This window comes from Rossellomorea arthrocnemi (assembly GCF_904424705.1).
Taxonomy (GTDB): Bacteria; Bacillota; Bacilli; order Bacillales; family Bacillaceae_B; genus Rossellomorea; species Rossellomorea arthrocnemi.
In genome coordinates this window covers 112,736-134,067 of sequence record NZ_CAJGBF010000012.1, presented here as the reverse complement: position 1 = coordinate 134,067, position 21,332 = coordinate 112,736, and the positions used below count along the sequence as shown (strand labels likewise).

18 protein-coding genes are annotated in these 21,332 nt (G+C 45.6%); 12 read left to right on the top strand and 6 right to left on the bottom strand.

Going from position 1 to position 21,332, the window contains the following annotated elements; all coding sequences use genetic code 11:
- Positions 1-546 precede the first annotated feature (546 nt).
- From BAA9072_RS16265 to BAA9072_RS16250, 4 genes are all read right to left on the bottom strand, one after another.
- Entirely contained in the window at positions 547-2,127 is a 1,581-nt protein-coding gene (locus BAA9072_RS16265; RefSeq protein ID WP_201715738.1) for an FMN-binding glutamate synthase family protein, read from the bottom strand.
- Positions 2,128-2,177: 50 nt separating this feature from the next.
- The gene (locus BAA9072_RS16260) at positions 2,178-3,899 is read right to left on the bottom strand and encodes a pyruvate oxidase (protein ID WP_201715737.1); all 1,722 of its coding nucleotides are present in this window, start codon (positions 3,897-3,899) and stop codon (positions 2,178-2,180) included.
- A 292-nt stretch (positions 3,900-4,191) separates the two neighbouring features.
- A complete protein-coding gene (locus BAA9072_RS16255) occupies positions 4,192-6,108 on the bottom strand; it encodes a heavy metal translocating P-type ATPase (protein WP_201715736.1) in 1,917 nt (638 codons plus the stop codon).
- A 214-nt stretch (positions 6,109-6,322) separates the two neighbouring features.
- The gene (locus BAA9072_RS16250) at positions 6,323-7,507 is read right to left on the bottom strand and encodes an MFS transporter (RefSeq protein WP_201715735.1); all 1,185 of its coding nucleotides are present in this window, start codon (positions 7,505-7,507) and stop codon (positions 6,323-6,325) included.
- A 129-nt stretch (positions 7,508-7,636) separates the two neighbouring features.
- On the opposite strand from BAA9072_RS16250, the gene BAA9072_RS16245 reads away from it, so the two are divergent.
- The gene (locus BAA9072_RS16245) at positions 7,637-8,020 is read left to right on the top strand and encodes an OsmC family protein (RefSeq protein ID WP_201715734.1); all 384 of its coding nucleotides are present in this window, start codon (positions 7,637-7,639) and stop codon (positions 8,018-8,020) included.
- 144 nt (positions 8,021-8,164) lie between these two features.
- Here the strand turns inward: BAA9072_RS16245 and BAA9072_RS16240 are convergent, their stop codons facing one another.
- Positions 8,165-8,578 carry a pyridoxamine 5'-phosphate oxidase family protein gene (locus BAA9072_RS16240; protein WP_201715733.1) on the bottom strand — a complete coding sequence of 138 codons (414 nt, stop codon included), beginning with the start codon at positions 8,576-8,578 and terminating at the stop codon, positions 8,165-8,167.
- 87 nt (positions 8,579-8,665) lie between these two features.
- Between BAA9072_RS16240 and cax the strand changes: the two genes are divergently transcribed.
- The 4 genes from cax to BAA9072_RS16220 all read left to right on the top strand — a co-directional run bounded on the left by cax (position 8,666) and on the right by BAA9072_RS16220 (position 13,654).
- Entirely contained in the window at positions 8,666-9,724 is a 1,059-nt protein-coding gene (gene cax / locus BAA9072_RS16235) for a calcium/proton exchanger (RefSeq protein WP_201715732.1), read from the top strand.
- A gap of 126 nt (positions 9,725-9,850) precedes the next feature.
- Positions 9,851-12,319 (top strand): hypothetical protein, encoded by a 2,469-nt coding sequence (locus BAA9072_RS16230; RefSeq protein ID WP_201715731.1) that lies wholly within the window; start codon positions 9,851-9,853, stop codon positions 12,317-12,319.
- 218 nt (positions 12,320-12,537) lie between these two features.
- Entirely contained in the window at positions 12,538-13,374 is an 837-nt protein-coding gene (locus tag BAA9072_RS16225; RefSeq protein WP_201715730.1) for a YfkD famly protein, read from the top strand.
- A 106-nt stretch (positions 13,375-13,480) separates the two neighbouring features.
- Positions 13,481-13,654, top strand: a complete 174-nt coding sequence (locus tag BAA9072_RS16220) for a hypothetical protein (RefSeq protein WP_201715729.1) — start codon at positions 13,481-13,483, stop codon at positions 13,652-13,654.
- Positions 13,655-13,863: 209 nt separating this feature from the next.
- Here BAA9072_RS16220 and yfkAB read toward each other — a convergent pair whose 3' ends face one another.
- Entirely contained in the window at positions 13,864-14,991 is a 1,128-nt protein-coding gene (gene yfkAB / locus BAA9072_RS16215; RefSeq protein ID WP_201715728.1) for a radical SAM/CxCxxxxC motif protein YfkAB, read from the bottom strand.
- A 117-nt stretch (positions 14,992-15,108) separates the two neighbouring features.
- Here yfkAB and BAA9072_RS16210 point away from each other — a divergent pair, with 117 nt between their 5' ends.
- From BAA9072_RS16210 to BAA9072_RS16180, 7 genes are all read left to right on the top strand, one after another.
- Positions 15,109-15,291, top strand: a complete 183-nt coding sequence (locus BAA9072_RS16210; RefSeq protein WP_201715727.1) for an SE1561 family protein — start codon at positions 15,109-15,111, stop codon at positions 15,289-15,291.
- A gap of 284 nt (positions 15,292-15,575) precedes the next feature.
- On the top strand, positions 15,576-16,022 hold the full coding sequence (locus BAA9072_RS16205) for a GNAT family N-acetyltransferase (protein ID WP_201715726.1): 447 nt from the start codon (positions 15,576-15,578) through the stop codon (positions 16,020-16,022).
- Between the two features lie 82 nt (positions 16,023-16,104).
- Positions 16,105-17,661 (top strand): fumarate hydratase, encoded by a 1,557-nt coding sequence (locus tag BAA9072_RS16200; protein WP_201715725.1) that lies wholly within the window; start codon positions 16,105-16,107, stop codon positions 17,659-17,661.
- A 131-nt stretch (positions 17,662-17,792) separates the two neighbouring features.
- Positions 17,793-18,362, top strand: a complete 570-nt coding sequence (locus BAA9072_RS16195; protein ID WP_201715724.1) for a DUF4825 domain-containing protein — start codon at positions 17,793-17,795, stop codon at positions 18,360-18,362.
- Positions 18,363-18,624: 262 nt separating this feature from the next.
- Entirely contained in the window at positions 18,625-19,413 is a 789-nt protein-coding gene (locus BAA9072_RS16190; protein WP_201715723.1) for a DUF2935 domain-containing protein, read from the top strand.
- Positions 19,414-19,519: 106 nt separating this feature from the next.
- Positions 19,520-20,293, top strand: coding sequence for a delta-lactam-biosynthetic de-N-acetylase (gene pdaA, locus BAA9072_RS16185; RefSeq protein WP_408015244.1), 774 nt, complete (start codon positions 19,520-19,522; stop codon positions 20,291-20,293).
- Positions 20,294-20,460: 167 nt separating this feature from the next.
- Complete coding sequence (locus tag BAA9072_RS16180) at positions 20,461-21,330, top strand: DNA-3-methyladenine glycosylase family protein (protein ID WP_201715722.1); 870 nt, start codon at positions 20,461-20,463, stop codon at positions 21,328-21,330.
- Positions 21,331-21,332 lie beyond the last annotated feature (2 nt).

Genomic DNA, 21,332 nt, shown 5'->3' with positions numbered 1-21,332 from the left:
GGAGATATGGGAGGGTAAGTCTACCTAATAAGCAGAGATCAAATGTGCCCATCACTGAAAAATAAGGGAGACCCTTCCAGTTTCTCAACGCAACGCGTAAGCATATATCCCTTTATTTTGAACAAATGATAAAAAAAGGAAGATATTTAGCCGAGATGATTTTTAAAAAATTTTAATAGAGAAATAAAACGGTTGTAAGACCTGATATTATAACTTTTCCCGAGGGAGTCGAGCACCTTCCGTTCCAATCAACTTTCTAAGCGTGTGTGTCTGAAATAGACATATAAAATACCTTTCTTTTTAACTCTAGCTTCTTTCTAAATGTTGAGCGATCAACGTTCTGCTCTTTCCATCACCACTTGTCACTATTGAGTTCTGTAGATGGCGAGGGCACTGCGTAGACGCCGGCTGGGATCTGGTGTGCCGATACCCCGTTCGTTTTAGCTGAAGCAAAGCAGTCCCCCTTGCCGTCCCCCCAACACCGGTTGACAGTGCTCAAGCAACAAATTGTTCAAAAACAACAATCTTTCCGAAAAGAGCATTCCATTAAGACATTGCTTTTTCCGGCTTGATGGGATGTAATCGTCCCTCCTCATCCCGGAATACGATGTGTTCCCGTCCGAACTTCGTCGGTGTATCGATTCCAGCGGCAGCGGCAAGATTATAAAGGCCTTCTCGCAGGGAAATGATGTAGTTGCAGACGCGGAACGATTTTTCTTCGACGATGAGTGCACGTTGAAGATTTTTGTCCGTGGTGGCAACACCGACTGGACAGTTATTTGTGTGACATACTTGGGCCTGGATGCAGCCTACAGAGAACATCAGTCCCCTGGCGATGTTGACAAAGTCAGCTCCAAGGCAGAGGGCAAAGGCAATCTTGTCTGGTGTTAATAGTTTGCCGGATGCAAAGATTTTCACTTTATCTCTGACTCCGTAATCTACAAGTGTGTCGTGAAGGAAAGGGAGGGCGGTTTTGATCGGGACTCCGGCTGAAGCGGCAAGTTCCTGGTAGGATGCCCCTGTACCTCCTTCTCCTCCATCTACCGTGATAAAGTCGGGATGTTTCCCTGAAGTAGCCATGTAGGAGGCAAGATTCTCGATGTCATCCGTGTTCCCGACGACCAGTTTGATTCCAACGGGTTTGCCCCCTACTTCCCGGAGCTGTTCGATAAAGTCCAGCATTTGTTCATTGGAATTGAATTCCTTGAATCGGTTCGGGCTGTCGATGGATTTCCATGGTTCAACGTTACGAATGTTGGCGATTTCCTGTGATACTTTTTTTCCGTCAACGTGACCGCCACGGGTTTTGGCGCCTTGTGCGAGTTTTAATTCGAAGGCCTTCACTTCTTTCAGCTCACTCTTGTTCTTAAATTCTTCCCAGGAAAATTCACCATTTTTCGTTCTGACACCGAATAAACCGGGGCCGATCTGGCAGATGATATCGACTCCGCCTTTAAGATGATGTTTGGATAATCCTCCTTCACCCGTGTTCATCCAGGATCCCGAAGCAAGGTTCAGACCAGTGGATAAAGCTGTGATGGCTGCTTCACCGAGGGAACCGTAACTCATGGCGGACTGACCGACGAGTCCCTTTACCTTAAAAGGATGTCTGCAGGTTTGTTGGCCTATGATCGGAGCATCTTCGTCCTTCAGGAGAAAGGGGGCTGCTTCTGTTTCTTCGCGATGTTCCCTTCGGCTGAGCAAATTATCTTTGTCGAGTTTGTATACTTTGGTTGGAACTTCTTGAGAGTTGTCGACACGGAGTTCATCCCGCTGGACAGGGAAAAGGGTGTTACGAATGTAGTAGCCTTCCTTTTCGAAGTCCCGTTCAGAGCCGAAGCCAAGCATCCGGGATTTATATTTTCCTGCCATGACGGTATTGGTGTACTCAAGTCTTGAAAAGGGCTTTCCTTCGTTGTCATTATGAAAGAGGTACTGCCTCAGTTCAGGTCCTATCTTCTCAAGAATGTATCTCATTTTCCCGAGAACAGGGAAATTCCTTAACACTGCATGCTCTTTTTGTTTTTCATCTGTCAGCCATAAATAAAGGATAAGTCCGATGGGGATCAGCAATGCGAGCATGATGACGGTAAGGAGAATCCACTGAATGACGGATATGCTGTTCATATTCATTCCTCCAATAGGTAAAGTGAGCCCTTTTACAGGCTCACCCTTTTTTAAAATAGTCTTTTCAACGCTTTTCTAAGCGGTGGCATTTCGGCTTCGTGCTTTTTGAAGAATTTCTTCATGACGTGTTTCGAGTAGCCTGTTGCCTGCTCGAAATTGATTTTCCCTGGAAGAGGGGGCTGATCTTCAATGACACAATCAATGATGACCGGTTTATTGGATTTCGAAGCCATTTCAAAGGTAGGCTTGAGGTCCTCGTGCTTGATGACACGATACCCTTCACCTCCACAGGCTTTGGCAAATTGAGCGAAATCAATGTCCTGGAGATCGGTTTCATACTCCAAATGACCGATCGATTCCTGCTCATACTTGATCATGCCGATCTTCCGATTGTTCATGATCACAACGATGATCGGAAGTTTGTATTTGACTGCCGTGACGAAATCATGCATGACCATCGTAAAACCTCCATCGCCGCAAACGGCAATCGCCTGGCGTCCGGGTTCAGCGATGCCACTTGCGATGGCACCTGGAAGTCCGCAGCCCATGGTCGCCATCCAGCTCGAGACAATCATCTTTTGTCTGGTAATTTTGAAATGTCTGGCCGTCCAGACGGTCACATTGCCGACGTCGACGGATAGGGTGGCATCATCGGCAGCAATCTTCTGAAGGGCTGCGATGACTTGAGGAGGCTTGATGGGAGTGGTTTCCTCGATTTCGTCTTTTTCAACATGCTTCCACCAGTTGTTCATATTGTTCTGACACTCTTCCAAGAAGGAGCGGTCCTCTTTGTCCGGGAGCTGTTGATTCCATTGCTTCAGGACGAGGTTCGAATCTCCTGCGATCCCGACAGTGACTGGATACCGCTTCCCGATTTGTGCAGGGTCTGTATCAATCTGAACGGCAGGTGTATCATCTGGGAGAAAATCCCGATAAGGGAATGAAGTCCCGATCATGATAAGCAAATCGGCTTCTTCAATGGCCTCATAAGCGGGCTTCGTTCCGATTTGACCGAGCTGTCCAAGATTATGGGGATGTTTGTCAGGGAAAATGCCTTTAGCCGGAAGTGTAAAAATGACCGGCGCTGCGATTTTTTCTGCAAATACCTCCAGTTCTCGGGCTGCATGCCTGGACCCCGTTCCTGCAAGGATGACCGGACGTTTCGCTTTATGTACGTATTCCATTCCGGTCTTCACGTCTTGTTTTAGGGGAGCGGGAATGGTCACCGCCGGGATGCTTGATGTATCTTTTATGGAGTCCTTGATTTTTTGACCAGGGATATCATCAGGGATGATCAACACAGACACACCTTTTTTAGCATAAGCGGTCCGGATCGCCTGATTCATCAGGTCGGGAAGTGATTCAGGTGAGGACACACGCTCACAGAAAACGGACACGTCTGAAAACACGCGGTCCAAATGTACCTCCTGGAATGAATCCATGCCGAGCTCTTCTGTTGCGACCTGCCCTGCCAACACCAATACGGGTGCTCCGTCGGCTTTTGCGTCATACAAACCATTTAAGAGATGAATGGCCCCGGGACCGCCAATGGATAAGCATACCCCGATATTTCCTGTGAGCTTTGCATAGGATGAGGCGGATAGAGCCCCGACTTCTTCATGTCTGACCTGGATGAACTCAATTTGTTCTTTTTCACTTCGAAGTACGTCAACAAAGTGATTGATTGAATCACCTGGAAGACCGAATACATGCTTGACTTTCCATTGTTCCATAATATCTGCGGCTGCCTGCCCTGCGAGTTTATGTCCCATTTTTGAACCTCCTAATCGTCGTATAGTGATTTTTACCACTGATTGGAGTTTGTTAAACGTTGGCGCACCCATAATTGGTAGCTGAAGGAGGTTGCGGATTTTATCGATCATTGCAGAAAGGTAGATGAAATGAAAATTAAGGTCGATCAATCTCAAACGGTCGCAAAACCTTTGTGGATAAATGGGAGAGGCACGTGGTGGGGTGTGGATTATAGGAGAATACTGAGGGATACACTATATTTTCAGCTGAAAAAGAGCACCCAACCCCTCATGGGTGGATGCTCCCTGAGCATTATTTTAATAAACGAAGGCCATTTAAAATAACCAAAATCGTGCTACCTTCATGACCGATGACACCATATGGAAGGTCGAGGATCTGCAGGAAATTAGAGGCGATCAACAGCATGATGACGGCGATGGAAAAGACGACGTTCTGCTGTACGATGCGCTTCATTTTTTTCGATAGCTTGATGGCTTCGGCGATACGGGTCAAGTCGTTTTTCATCAAAACGACATCGGCTGTCTCGAGGGCGACGTCGGTTCCTTCACCCATGGCGATACCGACGTTAGCTGTCGCTAGAGCAGGGGCATCATTGATACCATCCCCTACCATACCGACCGTACCGAAGTGCTGCTTCAATTTTTTCATTTCGTCTACTTTCGTTTCCGGCAGGCACTCGGCAATGAAGCTTGAGACCTTTGCCTCTTCTGCAATGGCACGGGCTGTTTTTTCGTTGTCACCTGTCAGCATGATCGTGTGGACGCCTTCTTTTTCCAAGAGCTTCAGGGCTTCAATGGTTTCGTTCCGCACCACGTCCTTCAAGGCGATCAGAGCCACAATTTCGTTTTCTTTTGCGATAAACACTGTTGTTTTTCCTTCAGCGGCAATTCTTTCATAAGCTCCGTTCATAAATTGTTCCGCCAACAGTTTATCCACAAAGTCGGCTTTCCCAATTTTCCATTCTGACCCGTTCACAAGGGCTTTGACTCCCCATCCGGATACATCTTCAAGAGAATCAGGCTGGGTAAGTTCCACGTTAAGCTCCCGGGTTGCGTGACCGACGATGGCCTGAGCAAGTGGGTGATTAGATTGATTCTCAATGGAAGCAACGACGCCGAGCACCTCTCGTTCATTCAAATCATCAGCAATCAGGATATCCGTTACAACGGGTTTCCCTTTCGTCAATGTTCCTGTTTTATCAAAGGCAATCGCTTTGATGTTACTCAGGTTCTCCAGGTGGGCACCACCTTTGAAAAGGATTCCGTGACGGGCACCGTTTGAGATCGCTGATAAACTTGCCGGCATGATGGCTGCTACGAGTGCGCAAGGAGAAGCGACTACGAGGAGGACCATGGCCCGGTAGAATGTTTCCGTCCAACTCCATCCAAGGAGGAAGTGAGGGAGGAACATCATCAGGAATACAACGGCGAGCACAACTTTAACATACGTACCTTCGAAGCGTTCGATGAATTGCTGGGAAGGGGATTTCTCACTTTGAGCCGATTGAACAAGGTCGATGATTTTTTGAAAAAGGGTTTCGCTGCTCGGTTTGGTCATTTCAACCGTGATAGCACCGTTGATGTTGACCGTTCCTGCGAACACTTCATCCCGCTGTCCTTTTGTAACTGGAACGGCTTCTCCTGAAATCGCTGCTTCATCGATGGACGTGGTGCCTTTTACGACTACACCGTCCGTCGGTACCCGTTCACCTGGTTTGATCAGGATATGATCACCGATTTCGAGGCTTGAAACATTGACTTTCTTTTCGCCTGTGCTGGTGATGAGCCATGCTTCTTCCGGCTGCAGCTGCATGAGGGCTGAGATTTCCTTCTGGCTTTTGTTCATTGTATACGTTTCGAGTGCACCACTGACGGCGAAGATGAAGATGAGAATCGCACCTTCCGTCCAATAACCGATGATAGCGGATCCGACAGCGGCAAAAATCATCAGCATTTCTACATTCAGTTCTTTGTTTTCAATAGTTTCCTCGATTCCTTCTTTTGCTTTGGCGAATCCTCCGATGGCAAAGGCGAGAAGGTAGAAGATGATGCTCATGCCTGAGTCCTCATCTGATGTCAGCCATCCCAGTAAAATGAACACACCGCTGATGAGGGCAGCGATTAATTCTGCATGAGGCTTTATTTTTTCGAGGAAGTGTATGTTATCTTTCGGTGTCCCCATGGATAAGGCTTTGGATTGTGAGCTCATTGTGTATTCCTCCTTTTGGTTAAATGAAAATAAGAGATTCTCATTGAGAATAATAATCAACGTCAATACCCCTATAAAACGACGAAAGCTGCCACCAGTGAAAGGTGACAGCAAACGACACGTGCTCTTCGTTGAAACTATATGAAGTTAGTAATTTGTAATTATTATAATCTATATCCTATCACAAGTATATGAGGATGGGAAGTATTTTGTGCTAGTTATTCTGGGTTATTTCTCTTCGTCGATTCTGCATGGAAAAGACAAGGAGACTTACAAAAATCATCAGCATCATGCAGGCAATCAAATAGAAAAAACTTGATCCTTTGAACCAGTCGATGGTGATCCCTCCGATGAATGGACCGATCATGCTCCCGAAACTGAAGAAGATTCCACACATGATGTTTCCGGCAGGAAGTAATTCCTTAGGCAGGAGATCCGTCATGTAGCTGATTCCGAGGGAAAACGTCGATCCGACTGCCATACCGGCAAGTGTAAAGCAAATGAACAGGCCAATCGTTGATTCGGATACGATTCCGGCAACCGAGAAACACAGGAATCCGATCATCATGACGATGAGCAGGACATTCTGTCTACCGTATTTGTCGCTTAAGATTCCAAGGGGTACCTGTGAAATGATGCTTCCCACTGCAAATGCAGGGAGGAGAATCGCTACGGCATCAATGGAGAGTCCATTTCTCAGGGCGAAAACAGGGAAGTTCCCATTTAATGAAGCTTCCAGGAAGCCATACCCAAGTGGTGGCAGCAAGGCGACCCATGCATATTTGAGAACCTTACCAAAGCGCTGGAACGATCCAAGGAATGTGGCACTGCCAATGTTCTGCTGTTCGGGAAATTCATTTTTCAATTTAAAGACGAACATCCATACCGTCAAGCTTAATAACGAAGAAATGATGAATGGTAAGGCTTGGTGGATCGTAATAAGCTGTGTCATCATGGGCCCTACGGCAAATCCGATTCCAAAGGAGACACCATATATGGATATGTTCCGTCCCCGGTGCTCTTTCGGTGAAAAAGAAGTGATCCATGTCTGGGTAGCGAAGTGGAGCATGTGATCACCGATTCCGATGAATAGGCGGAGCGCGAACCAGAACCAGAAGGATTTCCAGAACGGGAACAGTAATAGTGATGCAGCTACGATGATTCCTCCAATGATGATCATTGGTTTATAGCCGATTTTCTGCAGTGGCCTTTCCATGAGAGGGGAGGCCAATAGAATTCCAATGTAGAGGGCTGTTGCATTTAGTCCGTTCAGGGAGGAGGACAAGCCGTCCTGCTCAAATATGATGGCGATGAGGGGAAGGAGCATCCCCTGGGAAAAACCGGAAATGGCGACGATCCCGACGAGGACCCTGAAACGGAAGGCTAATGTTTGATTCATTTGTCAAAACTCCCAACCGTAGTAAATACCTTCTTTGATGGTACCCTCAATTTCAATGTTTGGCAATAAGAAGGGAATAGAGTAAAATCAAAACATCTACTAACATATTAAGGAAGGAATGATAAAGGAATGGAATATAAAATGCAGGAAGGCGGATTTTATACAGATTTAGGGTTTGGAAAACTGGAGGTATCGGGTAACGAAGAGTATGGCTTCCGCCCATTCCAATTACTGGTGTCATCCGTCGCTGTCTGCAGTGGGGGAGTGCTCCGCAAAGTACTGGAGAAGATGCGCATCGAGTTCGACGACATCCACATCAAAGCCGACGTGACCCGCAACGAAGCCGAAGCCAACCGCGTCGAATCCATCTCTCTCCACTTCACCATCAGAGGGACGGACCTTGACGAATCCAAAATCGAAAAAGCCATGAAGCTTACTCGCAAAAACTGCTCCATGGTGCAATCAGTACAGGACAGCATTAAAATTGAAGAAACATTTGAACTGGTAGGGTAAAAAGTAGTGAGGGACGGACCTTCGAATGGATAAAAGCCATAGAGCTTTCGATCCTTTCGAAGGTCCGTCCCTCAAAAAACTGAAATAAACATCTTGCTTCCCCTGTTTAGAGGTCCGTCCCTCAAACGTCCTCACACAGTTTCTCTACAGTTCCTGGGGTTCGCTGCCAGGTTTTTCGTAGTAGAGGATGGTTGTGGGGGTGAGTTTGAGGAGGAGGTATTCCGGGTCGTCGGCGCTTGGAATCCAGTGCTTGAGCTGTTCGTTCCAGAATTTCTCTTTCACCGCCGTGGAGTGTTCAACGGATGCTTCTGCTTCGATTTCTACATAGTGTTCATGATCGGAATCATGGTCATAGCCGAGAAGGATGTGCACATGTGGGTTCTGTGCAATGTCTTCTGCTTTGTGTGCCTGTTCGTTGGTTGCCGTGTAAAGAGTAAGATCGTCATGATTGAACATCATAAATCGTGAATACGGTTTGTTGTCACGGATAGTGGCAAGAGTTCCGACTTTGTGATGAGAAAGAAGCTCGACTATTTTATCTTTCAAGGTTTGTGCCATGGATATCCCTCCTAATTGGGTTCTATCTATAATGTGTCTAAACAGGACTATTTTAACCAAATATAAAAAAAAGGATGGATCGCTAACGTGAATAAAGTATTTTCTCTCCTTGTATTTGCAGGGGTCCCGCTTTCCGTGATCGGCTCCCTGCTTCATTGGCCAAGTGTCATCATGTTCGTCGTCTATTGTATAACGATCATTGCCCTGGCGGCGTTTATGGGAAGAGCGACGGAAAGCTTAGCCGTTGTATCGGGGCCCCGAATAGGAGGTCTCTTAAATGCCACCTTCGGAAATGCCGTTGAATTGATCATTTCCATCTTTGCGTTGAAGGCGGGTCTGATCGGAGTTGTTTTGGCTTCACTGACCGGGTCCGTCCTGGGGAATCTGCTCCTTGTTGCCGGGTTGTCCTTCTTCGTCGGGGGTGTGAAGTTCAAGCGTCAGAAGTTCAATGTGTTCGATGCCCGTCATAACTCAGGTCTCCTAATGTTCGCTATCATCGTAGCTTTCGTCATCCCTGAAGTGTTTTCCATGGATATGAATGAAACGAAGACAATGAGCCTTTCCATCGGGATTTCGGTCATTTTGATCGCCCTTTACCTATTTGCCCTGTTCTTCAAACTCGTGACGCATCGTGGTGTGTATCAGAGTGAGAATGGCGAAGGGGAACACGGGCATGATGAGGAGCCTGAGTGGAGTAAAGGGAAAGCCCTCTTTATCCTGGCTGCCTCGACTGTTGCTGTTGCCTATGTATCAGAACGCCTTGTCCATACCTTTGAAGAGGTCGGGGAAGCCTTTGGGTGGAGCGAGCTCTTCATCGGGGTTATCATCGTTGCCATCGTCGGGAATGCAGCCGAGCATGCTTCGGCGGTGATTATGGCGTATAAAAACAAGATGGATATCGCTGTGGAGATCGCCGTCGGTTCCACCCTGCAGGTAGCTATGTTCGTAGCCCCTGTCCTGGTACTGATATCGTTATTTTTTGAAAACAGCATGTCCCTTGTGTTTACGTTGCCGGAACTGGTGGCCATGGTGTCCGCAGTTTTACTTACTGTCGTCATTTCCAATGATGGGGAAACGAACTGGTTTGAAGGATTGACGCTTCTTGCGGCATATTTCATCATGGGAATCGGGTTTTATTTACTATAGTTGTAACGGAAAGACCCGACAGAAACTTCTGCCGGGTCTTTTTGTTGGAAAATAAACTCCGTGAGAACCGCCTACTCATTTTTGAATAAGATAACAGGAGAGTTTTTGTGCAAAGGAATGAGTAGTGTGAGAAAAAAGAAAAAACCGACGTACGGTAAAGTCATTGATTGCAAAATCGATTTACCTCCCAATGGATGTCCAGGGATCTTTCCATTTGAAGGATGCACGAATCCAACCATACAATTAGACGATATTGGCACTATCAGCTGTGAAGGCGTCATCAGTGGAAGAGTGCTGTGTGATTATCAGCCCCTTCAAGGTGTGACGGTTACACTTACATCTTCGTTTGCGGGCTTGGTCTTTGATGATCCGACACCGGTCACGGACAGCACTGGCCGGTTTTCGACGAGGGTGTCGGTAGCGCCCGGGACACCGATTACTCCGAATGTCATTGTCACAGCCACGGCCGTCGTCATCGGGAAGACCATCTATGATTCAATATCTGTAAGAGTGGATTGCATCCACTGTAAAAACCCAGTGCTGACACTGGACCCGGTTCCTTGTCCTGTCGACTGCAAAGGTACAAAGATCAGGGGGAGGCTCGTATGTGATGGAATTGCGATCAGGAATGCGGCGATCTCTTTTATTATAGAATCCGTTTCCAATCGTGTTGTCATTACCCCCAATCCAGTGATTACACTGAGTGATGGAAGATACACTGCGACACTGGTTCCGTTCCCGGATGTAAATGAAACGATTCGCATTACGGCCGTCACGAAAATCGGCGGGCTTAAGGTAGTCTCCGAAACGAGGGAAGTGACGGTACGCTGTGTGAAATGCAGGAATCCGGTCATTAAGTTAAACAGGCTGAAAAAAATCGACTGCCGCTCAACTATTTCTGGCAAAGTCACATGTGATGGTGTCCCGCAGGCGAATGTACCGGTCACATTGACAGGTTCATCCATCCTGATGTTCCAGACACCCAATCCCATTACGGATGAGAACGGAAGGTTTTCCTCCGTTGTCACCGTAAGAAAAGGAACCCCATTTCAACCAGCTTCTTATACAGCAACAACGGTAATTGATGGGAAAACCATCAGTACTAGGGAAAACGTTATAGCAGGATGCAAAAAGTGCCGAAAGCCTAAGTTATCTCTTGAAGTTCCTTGTGAGACCGTCACCTGCGAAGGAACGAAATTAACGGGAAGGCTGACATGCGACGGTACCCCTGTAAAGCATGCGAGGATTTCGTTTATTGTAACGGCTTCGACACCCGATGCAGTAGAGGTCGATCCGAATCCATCATTGACTGATGAAGAAGGAAGGTACGTCACCATCCTCCGAACAAGACTCGGAGTCACGGAAACCATTTCAATCAAAGCGACGGCCACCATTGAAGGCGAACTGGTCGTTGCGACTAAAGAGATCACCATCGATTGTCGATGTAAGCATCCAAAGATTCATATCAAAGAGAGTAAAAAGCTGAATTGTAAAGGAATCATTTCCGGCTGTCTTTCATGTGAAGGGTTTCCACTGGCAAAAAAAGAAGTCACGCTTTCGAGTCCAGTGTTAACCTTTAAGCCCTCTGTTGTTAGCACAGATGAGAACGGGGAATTTTCAACCCTTGCCTTCGTGCCTCCGAATACCCCATTCAGGGAGGTGCCATTTACGGCGAATGCCAAGATAAATGGAAAAGCGGTTTCGGAAATGGTGTTCGTTCATGCAGGGTGTCTCCACTGTAAAAAGCCTAAGCTGACACTCTGTGTACCGGACTGTATTGAATGCGTGGGAGCAGCGATTACGGGGAAATTCACCTGTAATGGAAGAGCTGTTGGCAATGCGAGTATCAAGCTGGAAATCACTCCTGAAGTTGCGACCATTACACCCGATATCATCGAAACGAATGAAGACGGAGAATATGAAGCGGTGCTTACCCCTGATTCACATATATCCGAAGAAGCTGTAATTCAGGCAACAGCCTTGATAGACGGAAAGGAAATGAAACTTGAGAAGAAAACGGTCAAGATTCATTGCACATGCCCACATCCAAAGATAGAGTTGGAAGAAATGGATCCGGATAACTCCAATGGCGAAGTGAGAGGGGAAGAAGGCGTTGGGGGTGAATTCGAATGTAACCCTTCCCACCAGGAAAAGGATGATGATAAGTGTTCGAGTGGAGACATAGAAAAGCCTTCAAATATAAGTCCCCATGTTGTTCCTTATCATGAAGAAAGAACTTCTATAAAAGGGAAGAAGATCTCAGATGAATCCCAAGAACATCCAAAACTGTCCTTGAATGTTCCGGTGGTTGTAAACTGCAGTGGAGCATGTATCACTGGGAAAGTGCAGTGTGATAGCACAAAACAGATAGAAGTATATTTTGAGGTGCTGGAAGGCCATTTGAAACCGATCATCCAGCCAAATCCTGCGATCCCGGATGAAGACGGATACTATTCAGCAGACATCCCCAAAAATCACGGAATGACCGAGTGTTTGACGATCAGGGCATTCATCCTTTGGAAAGGGAAGAAGATTGTTTCACACCCGGTCTGCACCATTCTTACATGTTCAAAGAAACATGGGGATGAAGATTAAGAAAAGCCATGAAATCCTAAAACGGATTTCATGGCTTTTTTCAGGGAATTCTGGAATGATCGAAAACCCCAATGTGCTTTGTAGATAAAGTTCGGTCGCTTCCTCGTCATTGTCAGCATGAAAATCCTAATATTCTTCGAATAAACTTTTTGGGATAAGCTAAATCTTCTAGGAAAAACTAACGGCAAACCCTTAAAAGCTTGAAAGGAGTCAAATTCATGAAACTTATGCGCACTGCTCTTATGGTCATTCTTGCATTCTTTGTTGCAACCACAGGGATTCACGCTGAAAATAATCCGAAAAAAGAAAGTAAACCACAAACGGAGAAAGCTCCGAAAGCGGATACGACGGTGAAAATCCCGAACTCCGTATTGAATATCGCCAAGGAGAATACGTATCCCAACTCCACGCAGGATCAGCCGTATCTGCAACCGAGCGAATGGAGTCAGGAACTGATTGAAACTTCCAATGTGAGAATCGAAAACCCGAATCTGATCCGGATACTGAACGAGTCCACTGTTAATAAAGCACCGACAATCGGACTTCGTGCAACCATCTATCTCGGGGAATGGCCCCTGAACTATGCATCAACGGAAACTTCACCGAACTGGGAGTATCAAAAGGTCAACACCAATTACTTCGATAACCGCGGGGGAAAATCCAATTATCAAATTCATTATGTACAGGAAGCACAGAAGGTTGTGAAGGGTGGACTTACGGCAAAGGTTCCCCATGCAGATGATGTGGAAAAAATGATGCTCATCAAAGCCATGGATAAATCCAAGCTGCCACTTGCATTCCAAACGATCGTAGGGGCAGGGACTAAGAAGGACCAGGTTTACAACATTTCCCCTAAACGACTTGGTTACCTTTATGCATATGCACCAGCTATCAACGAAAAAGGAAAAGTGACCTATGGGGAAGTATTCCTCGTCATGAAAGGAACTAAACGTTCTATCGTCGTCAAAAACGTTACTTCTCAAGGAGTCGGAGCCTGGATACCGGTTCAGGATCATGTCCACTTCGGGTTCATGGCAAGTGAATCTCCAAGATAAATGTTTAATGAAGAGTGAAACCGGGTAAAACCTAATTTCACTCTTTTATTATGTTCATGAATATGTTATAGTAATTAGAATATTCAGAAAAAAAGGAGAGGTATTGATGGAGTATTTATTAATCTTTGGAAGCCTGCTCGTGGCTTTCATTACACTGCGAGTATGGTTTGGAGCCAGAAGAGCCAAGATCTATGCACAAAGTAAACAACAGAATTACAACTTCATGGATCCGACAATCGAAAAAATCACCACCAAAAAAGACCGCAAACCCATAGGATAAAAGCACAACGGAAAAATATCCGTTGTGCTTTTTTTGAATCCAGCAGGAGGGACGGACCCCGGAATGGACATTTTGAAGTGTTCCTTCTGGATATTCACAATTTGGCACAACAAATCCTTCTTATTGAGTGGCACACAAACAAAGGTTAACTATGTAGGGTCCGAATGCAAAAAGCCCAAATCCACAACAGATTTGAGCCTTCTCTTTCTTTAACGAGAAATCTTCGCTTCTCTCTTCGAAAAGTCTACATCCTGATAGTACATTGACTTCACGAGTACATTCGGTCCGAGACAGCGGGCCATTGGACAGTGGCAGTTCAATTCTTTCGCGAGAGGCTGCTCTTTCCACTTTTCAAAAATGTCAGGCAGTGTATCGTTGGTGATATTTCCGAGTGGCGGCGTATCACCGAAGTCCGTGACGATGACATCTCCTGTAAAGATGTTTACGTTCAGACGGGAACGGCCGTCCGGATCATTTCTCACGCTCACATTTTTAGCCGAGTAAAGTTCCTTCAATAAATCGAGATCTTCTTGTGAAGAACTGCATGGATAGAAAGGCAGAGTCCCGAATAACATCCACACATTCTTATCACGGAATGCTAAAATATCCCGGATCGCTTCACGCGTTTCTTCTAATGAGAGAGTCTCGAGGCTTGAAGCGAAGTCAGAAGGGTACATTGGATGAATTTCGTGACGACCGCACTTCATTTCATCGACAACCTGATGATGGATTTTCTCGAGGTACGGCAGAGTATTTTTATTTAACATGGTTTCGGCTGATACAAGTACACCCCGTTCTGAAAGGGCACGGCTGTTTTCAATCATGCGGTCAAACAGCTTCCGACGCTGCTCCCTCGTTGGTTTCCGCTCCATATTGGCAAAACCGACATCAATGAATTCGTCGATCGTTCCCCAGTTATGTGAGATATGCAGGACATCGAGGTACGGAGCGATCAATAAATAGCGATCGAGATCCAGGGTCAGGTTCGAGTTGATCTGGGTATGTACGCCTCTGGAATGTGCATACTTAAGTAAGGGCAATACATAATTTTCAACGGATTTCTTTGACATCATCGGCTCTCCGCCGGTAATACTAAGAGAACGAAGCGATTGGATGTCATCGAGCTTCTGCAGGATCAGTTCAATAGGCAGGGCACTCGGATCCTTCGGTGACAGAGTGTATCCGACGGCACAGTGCTCACATCTCATATTGCAGAGTGTAGTCGTGGTGAATTCGATATTGGAAAGCGTAATATCCCCGTGTTCATCCACATCTAAGTAAGCCTCCCAAGGATCATGATCAATCGACATTTTCTTGGAGAGAATTTCAGTTTTCATTTTTGTAAAAGCTCCTTTATGAGTAGGTCATCTATCCATTATTGAGAAAGGGTCAGCCCTTGTCAATCGGAAAGTTATTGGTTACCATAGTAAACGTATTGAAAGGAGAGAGAACTCTTGGGTAAAGCTATCAATGATAAAGACTCACAAGTGAGCTATTTAAAACAACGACTGAACCTGTTCGTCGACGTACTGGACTCAATCGACCCGGAACAAGCGGACATTGACGATATCGATCGCCTGATTGTCATGATCGATGACATAGAAGTGAAATGCGAACAATTTAAGAAGAGCGAGTAGGAGTCCTGGATGGGCTCTTATTTTTTTGAGGGACGGACCTTGACGTCTATGGTATGGTTGGCGGAATGTGTCGTGTTATGTAGAATCGTCGATATATGGGTAATTTTGGTCGCTAGGTTGAAAGAACGGTCAATAAATTGAAACTTCGGTTGATCATTCCCCACAACGGGCGATAACCCCATTTCCATCCTATGCATCTTAAAGGACAAGAATGCACAAGCAGGATTTCTCCACAATAATGTCTAACTTTAATACAAAACGTTCTATTAAAGGAGAGACACCGCGTGATTATTACACCTATTAAAAAACACCAAAGCGAGCAGGCGAAGAATGTGATTTTATCTGGATTCCTGGAACGATTCGGATTTATCGATCATTCCTTGAATCCTGATATCCATGACATTTCCGTGGAATATGACGGAACGGCACATCATTTTTTTGTAGGAAAAGAGAATGAAGACATCATCTGTACCGGAGCGATTCGAAAAGAATCAGAGGATACGTATCAAATCGTCCGGATGTCAGTGCTATCTCCCTTTAGAAAGCGCGGACTGGGATGCATCATGCTAAAACATCTTGAGGCAAAAGCACATACCCTTGGGGTACAGAGACTCTTCCTCGAAACGAACAAACTGTGGGCGGACGCCATCCATTTTTATAAAAATAACGGGTTCATCTTGATAAATGAAGACGGGGTTTCCTGTTATTTCGAGAAGGAAATTCCATTGTGAAATCCCTTTCAATCTCATTCTTATAGGAGTATAATAATGAATGAAAATTGAGACTGTTTGAGATCTTTAGAGGGGGAGAACGATGAATAAAGAGACATTACAGCAAAGTATGTACGATTTGATTGTGGAAACGTCCACGAATCTGCCAAAGGACGTGCGGCGTGCAATACGCTCGGCGAAAGCACGTGAAAATGCAGGAACCCGTGCGGCGATGAGCCTGGACACGATTTCAAATAACGTTAAGATGGCGGACGACAATGTATCACCGATTTGTCAGGATACAGGTCTTCCTACTTTTAAAATAAAAACCCCCATCGGCGTGAATCAGCTTGAGATTAAGGAAGCAATCTATGCAGCCATGGTACAGGCGACAAAGGACGGGAAGCTTCGGCCAAACTCTGTAGATTCTCTTACTGGGGCGAATTCAGGGGACAATCTTGGTCTTGGGACGCCTGTCATCAAGTTTGAGCAGTGGGAAAAGGATTATATCGATGCGCGCCTGATCTTAAAAGGCGGCGGTTGTGAAAATAAAAACATTCAATATAGCCTTCCATGTGAGCTTGAAGGGCTTGGGCGTGCCGGACGTGACCTGGATGGGATCCGTAAATGTGTGATGCATTCAGTGTATCAGGCTCAGGGACAAGGCTGCAGCGCAGGGTTCATCGGAGTTGGAATCGGGGGAGATCGTTCTTCTGGTTATGATCTTGCCAAAGAACAATTATTCCGTTCTGTTGATGACGTGAATGCGAATGACGACCTTCGTAAGTTGGAAGAGTATGTGATGGACAATGCGAATGAGCTCGGCATTGGTACCATGGGATTTGGCGGGGAAACAACGCTTCTGGGATGTAAAGTTGGCGTCATGAACCGTATCCCTGCAAGCTTCTTCGTATCCGTTGCATATAACTGCTGGGCGTTCCGCCGTTTAGGAGTGAAGCTTGACGCAGCAACAGGCGGTGTCGACGAGTGGTTTTATCAGGAAGGCGATAAAATCGACCTCACACAAGGATCGGAAGCCGAGCTTGAAACGGCAGCTGCTTCTTCAGGGGAGCAGCCGAATGTTGTGGTACTTGAAGCCCCGATCACAGAAGAGAAAATCCGTGAACTGAAAGTGGGAGACGTCGTCCACATCAATGGCCGCATGTACACAGGACGTGATGCGATCCATAAACACCTGAGTGAAAACGATGCACCGGTTAATCTTGACGGTCAAATCATTTACCACTGCGGACCGGTCATGCTGAAAGATGATGAAGGGAACTGGCATGTGAAAGCAGCAGGCCCGACGACATCTATCCGTGAGGAACCTTATCAGGGGGACATTATGAAACGCTTTGGCATCCGTGCTGTTATCGGGAAAGGTGGAATGGGGCCGAAAACCCTTGCTGCTTTAAAGGATCATGGCGGAGTGTATCTGAATGCCATCGGTGGAGCCGCTCAGTACTACGCAGATTGTATTAAGGGTGTAGATGGTGTTGATTTAATGCAGTTCGGTATTCCGGAAGCGATGTGGCATTTGAATGTGGAAGGATTCACCGCCGTTGTGACGATGGATTCACACGGAAACAGTCTTCATGAAGAAGTCGACAAATCCTCTTTGGAAAAGCTGGCGCAGTTCAAGGAGAAAGTTTTTATATAAGAAGAAGGTACCACCTCGTACGGGTTGCGGGGTGGTTTTTTTGATGGGTAATTATGTTAATATAGGTGAAGAAATGAAACTTTACAGGGCGTTTAATCGTATGTCATACAAACAGAAGTTGGAGGGCTAGTATGATTTTCAATAAATTATTCGGCATGTTGATTCTTACCTTGATGGTTTTTTTGACCGGTTGTGCCGCGAATCCTGAAAAAGAAGCGGATATCACCTCCATCGAGGATGTTAGTGTGGATACATTAAAGGAAAGTAGCGGAACCTATGTAGGAGATAACTCGAAAGTACAGGCGATCCTGCAGGAACTGCCCGGTGGTGAAACGATCAAGGAAATCGATCTTTCCGGCGAAATGGTGAAGGTTACATATGGCTTTGAGAAAGGAAAGCTGTCTGAAAGCGATGTGAATGAATACTGGTTCGACGGCACCAACGTTAACCGTAAGAACTTTTACTACAATGCCATCTATTTGACGCTCCTTGTGCCCAATGCGAAGGAATACCACTTCACTGTCGATGAATCCATGGTATCCGTTTCCAGGGATAAAATGGTCGCAGGTTTGTCCAAAGAATTCAGCGACTTTCCAAAAGAGAAAGACATCTGGGATAAAAAAACCGTCTCCGCCTTCATCGAAGAACATGAAGGGAAACTAACTGAAATGGCGACGAAGTATCAAACGTTTTTTGAGTAGAGGGACGGACCTAATAACGGGACGTACCTGACTCGGCGGAAGGTGACATATCAGGTTGACCTGAGATATTCGCCTTATTTTGATAAAAGATATATAGTCATTTAAACTCATCAGTCAGCCACTCTTGAAGATTCCTTTTTGTACAAAAGAAGGAGTCTTTTTGCTTTTTCCTTTTATATGGTTACACGATTTTTAAAGTAATATCTTATATACATCTACATAAGTATGAGGGAGAAGAGTGAGAGTGGAGGGGGAAGAATATATGGCAAATCCGATTGTGGCTCGATCTTTAGATGAAATTCAATTCTGGTCGAGAATTATGAAGGAGCATGCGTTGTTTCTGAGCTTGGGGTTTACGTATGAACAGAAGCAATTAATTGAAGAAGCAAACCAGTTCATTACGCTTTTCGAAAGAATTGAAGAGAAACTGAATAAATACTCTGTTAACACAGATATACGTCAAATCCAGGCATTTAACAGCGAAGTGTATCAAGCGGCTGCTGCGATTTGGAATTATAAGCGGAAGGTGTTAGGTTTGACTTTACGATGCGAAATACGCTCTAATAATTTTCCATTATTGGTGGATCATATTAGCAGAGAAGCGGCATTCTTTGCCAAACGCCTTCAGGAACTGAATGAAGGGAAACTTGTACCTGAAGAGGATTCCATTATTCAAGAAAATGTATTTTTCCTCAGAATCATGGCCGATCATGCAAAGTTTATTGGGCATTTATTGGATCCCTCAGAACGAAAGTTAGTAGAACAAGCAAGAGAGTTCAGTCATGATTTCGATCAACTGGTTTTCCAAGCAATTGATTTAGATTCCATGCGTCCACAATCGGAAACAAAACCGATGCTGAATCAATTTTTAAATCAAAACAAAGTATCGGTGGTGTCATTACGTGACTTCAAGAAGACCGCAAGAGAATTAATTGAAGAATGCAGGATTAAAAGCAACATCCATCCTCTACTGGCTGATCACACATTTAGAGAAGCTGAAAGATTCCTTGAAATTATCGATTTGTTTGAAGTGGAATTGCAAAAGAATTAAACGTTAGGCAGTAACTACCGATTGGAATATTGGATACTTTTAGTACACATGAATCCTTCCACTTCTCAAAAACTAAAGGAAACGGAAGTGAAAGAAGGGTTCTATTTTGCGAAATACACTAAAAGTGTTGATAATAGCGGCAATCTTAGTATTGCTCATACCGGCCGAGGCTTATGCAGTATCAAATAATCCGATCGGCTGGGGTTTCAAAAAGAGTCAAAATGAAGTGCAGCCGGAAGCGGGAGCTGCCTATGATCAGCTGCTCGATAAGTACGATGCCTTTTATAAAGGCTCACCGGATAAAAAAGTACTCTATGTCACATTCGACAATGGATATGAAAATGGCTACACAGAAAAGATTCTCAATGTCTTGAAGCAGGAAAAAGTACCAGCCACTTTTTTTGTGACAGGACATTATTTACTTAGCGCAGAAGATCTCGTCAAGAGGATGGTGAAAGAGGGACATATCATTGGAAACCACTCTTGGCATCATCCCGATTTCACGGCAAGTTCCGACCAGAAAATCCGGGAAGAACTTGAAAAAGTGAAAGTAAAAACAAAAGAATTAACCGGGCAAAAAGAAATGAAATATCTACGTCCTCCAAGGGGCGTATTCTCAGAACGGACGCTTCAAATCGCGAAAGAAGAAGGTTACACCCACGTCTTTTGGTCACTTGCCTTCATCGATTGGAAGACCGATCAGCAAAAAGGATGGAAGTACTCCTATGACAACATCATGGCCCAAGCCCACCCCGGCGCCATTATTCTTCTGCACTCCGTCTCCAAAGACAACGCAGACGCACTGGAAAAAGCCATCCAGGACCTTAAAAAACGAGGCTATACCTTCAAAAGCCTCGATCAGCATCCGATGATGAAATAAGAGGGACGGACCTTCTTTCCTAAGACTTGGTCCTAGGAGTTGAGGTCCGTCCCTAAAATATATATGTGTGGAATGAGGGACGGGCCTTTCAAAGGTCCGTCCCTCTTCTGTTCATGCGGGTATATGCTATAATACACATACAAGTTTTGTGCGGGAGGTTGAGGACGATGGGAGTAAGGAATGTTAAGATTGAGGGTCCGTATGATTTTGACCGGGTGTTGGACAGGCTGGCGCTGGATCCGTTGAATTCGGTGGATCAGGAGAAACGAAGTGTGAAGGTCCCTTATTATCATGCCGGTGAAAACGGTGAGGTCATCGAGATTCAGGCAACAGGAACGACGGATGAGCCCGAATTCAGTATCACGTTTGAAGATGAAGAGAATCTTGAAGCGAAGCAAAACCGCATTTCGGATATTTTTCAGTGGGAAACCGGTCTCCACGATATGCATACGCATTTCCTGGCAACCGATTTGAAACCGATCTTCGAGGAGCATATCGGTACGCCGCTCATCCTAGAATTCGATCCATTCGCCACCATCGTTAAAAGCATCATCCATCAGCAGCTGAATCTGAAGTTCGCCTTCACTTTGACCCACCGTTTTGTCACTACGTACGGATGGGAGAAGGACGGAGTATGGTTTTATCCCTCTCCTGAAAAAGTAGCAGCTCTCACAGTGGAAGAACTGAGAGAGCTCCAGTTCAGTCAGCGAAAAGCGGAGTATGTGATCGGAATCGGACAGAAGGTGTCGACTGGAGAACTTGAATTAGGCAGTCTTGCCAAGCAACCAGACGATGAAGTCATTAAAGAGCTTACTAAAATCCGTGGAATCGGTCCGTGGACAGCCCAAAGCTTCCTGCTATTCGGCCTCGGACGGCCGAACCTTTTCCCTAAAGCCGACATCGGCATCCAAAACGCCATCAAGAAATTATTCCAGATGGAACAGAAACCGACCATGGACGAGCTGGATGAATTCAGCACTGCCTGGCATCCTTATTTAAGTTATGCATCACTGTATTTATGGAGAAGTATCGAATAGAA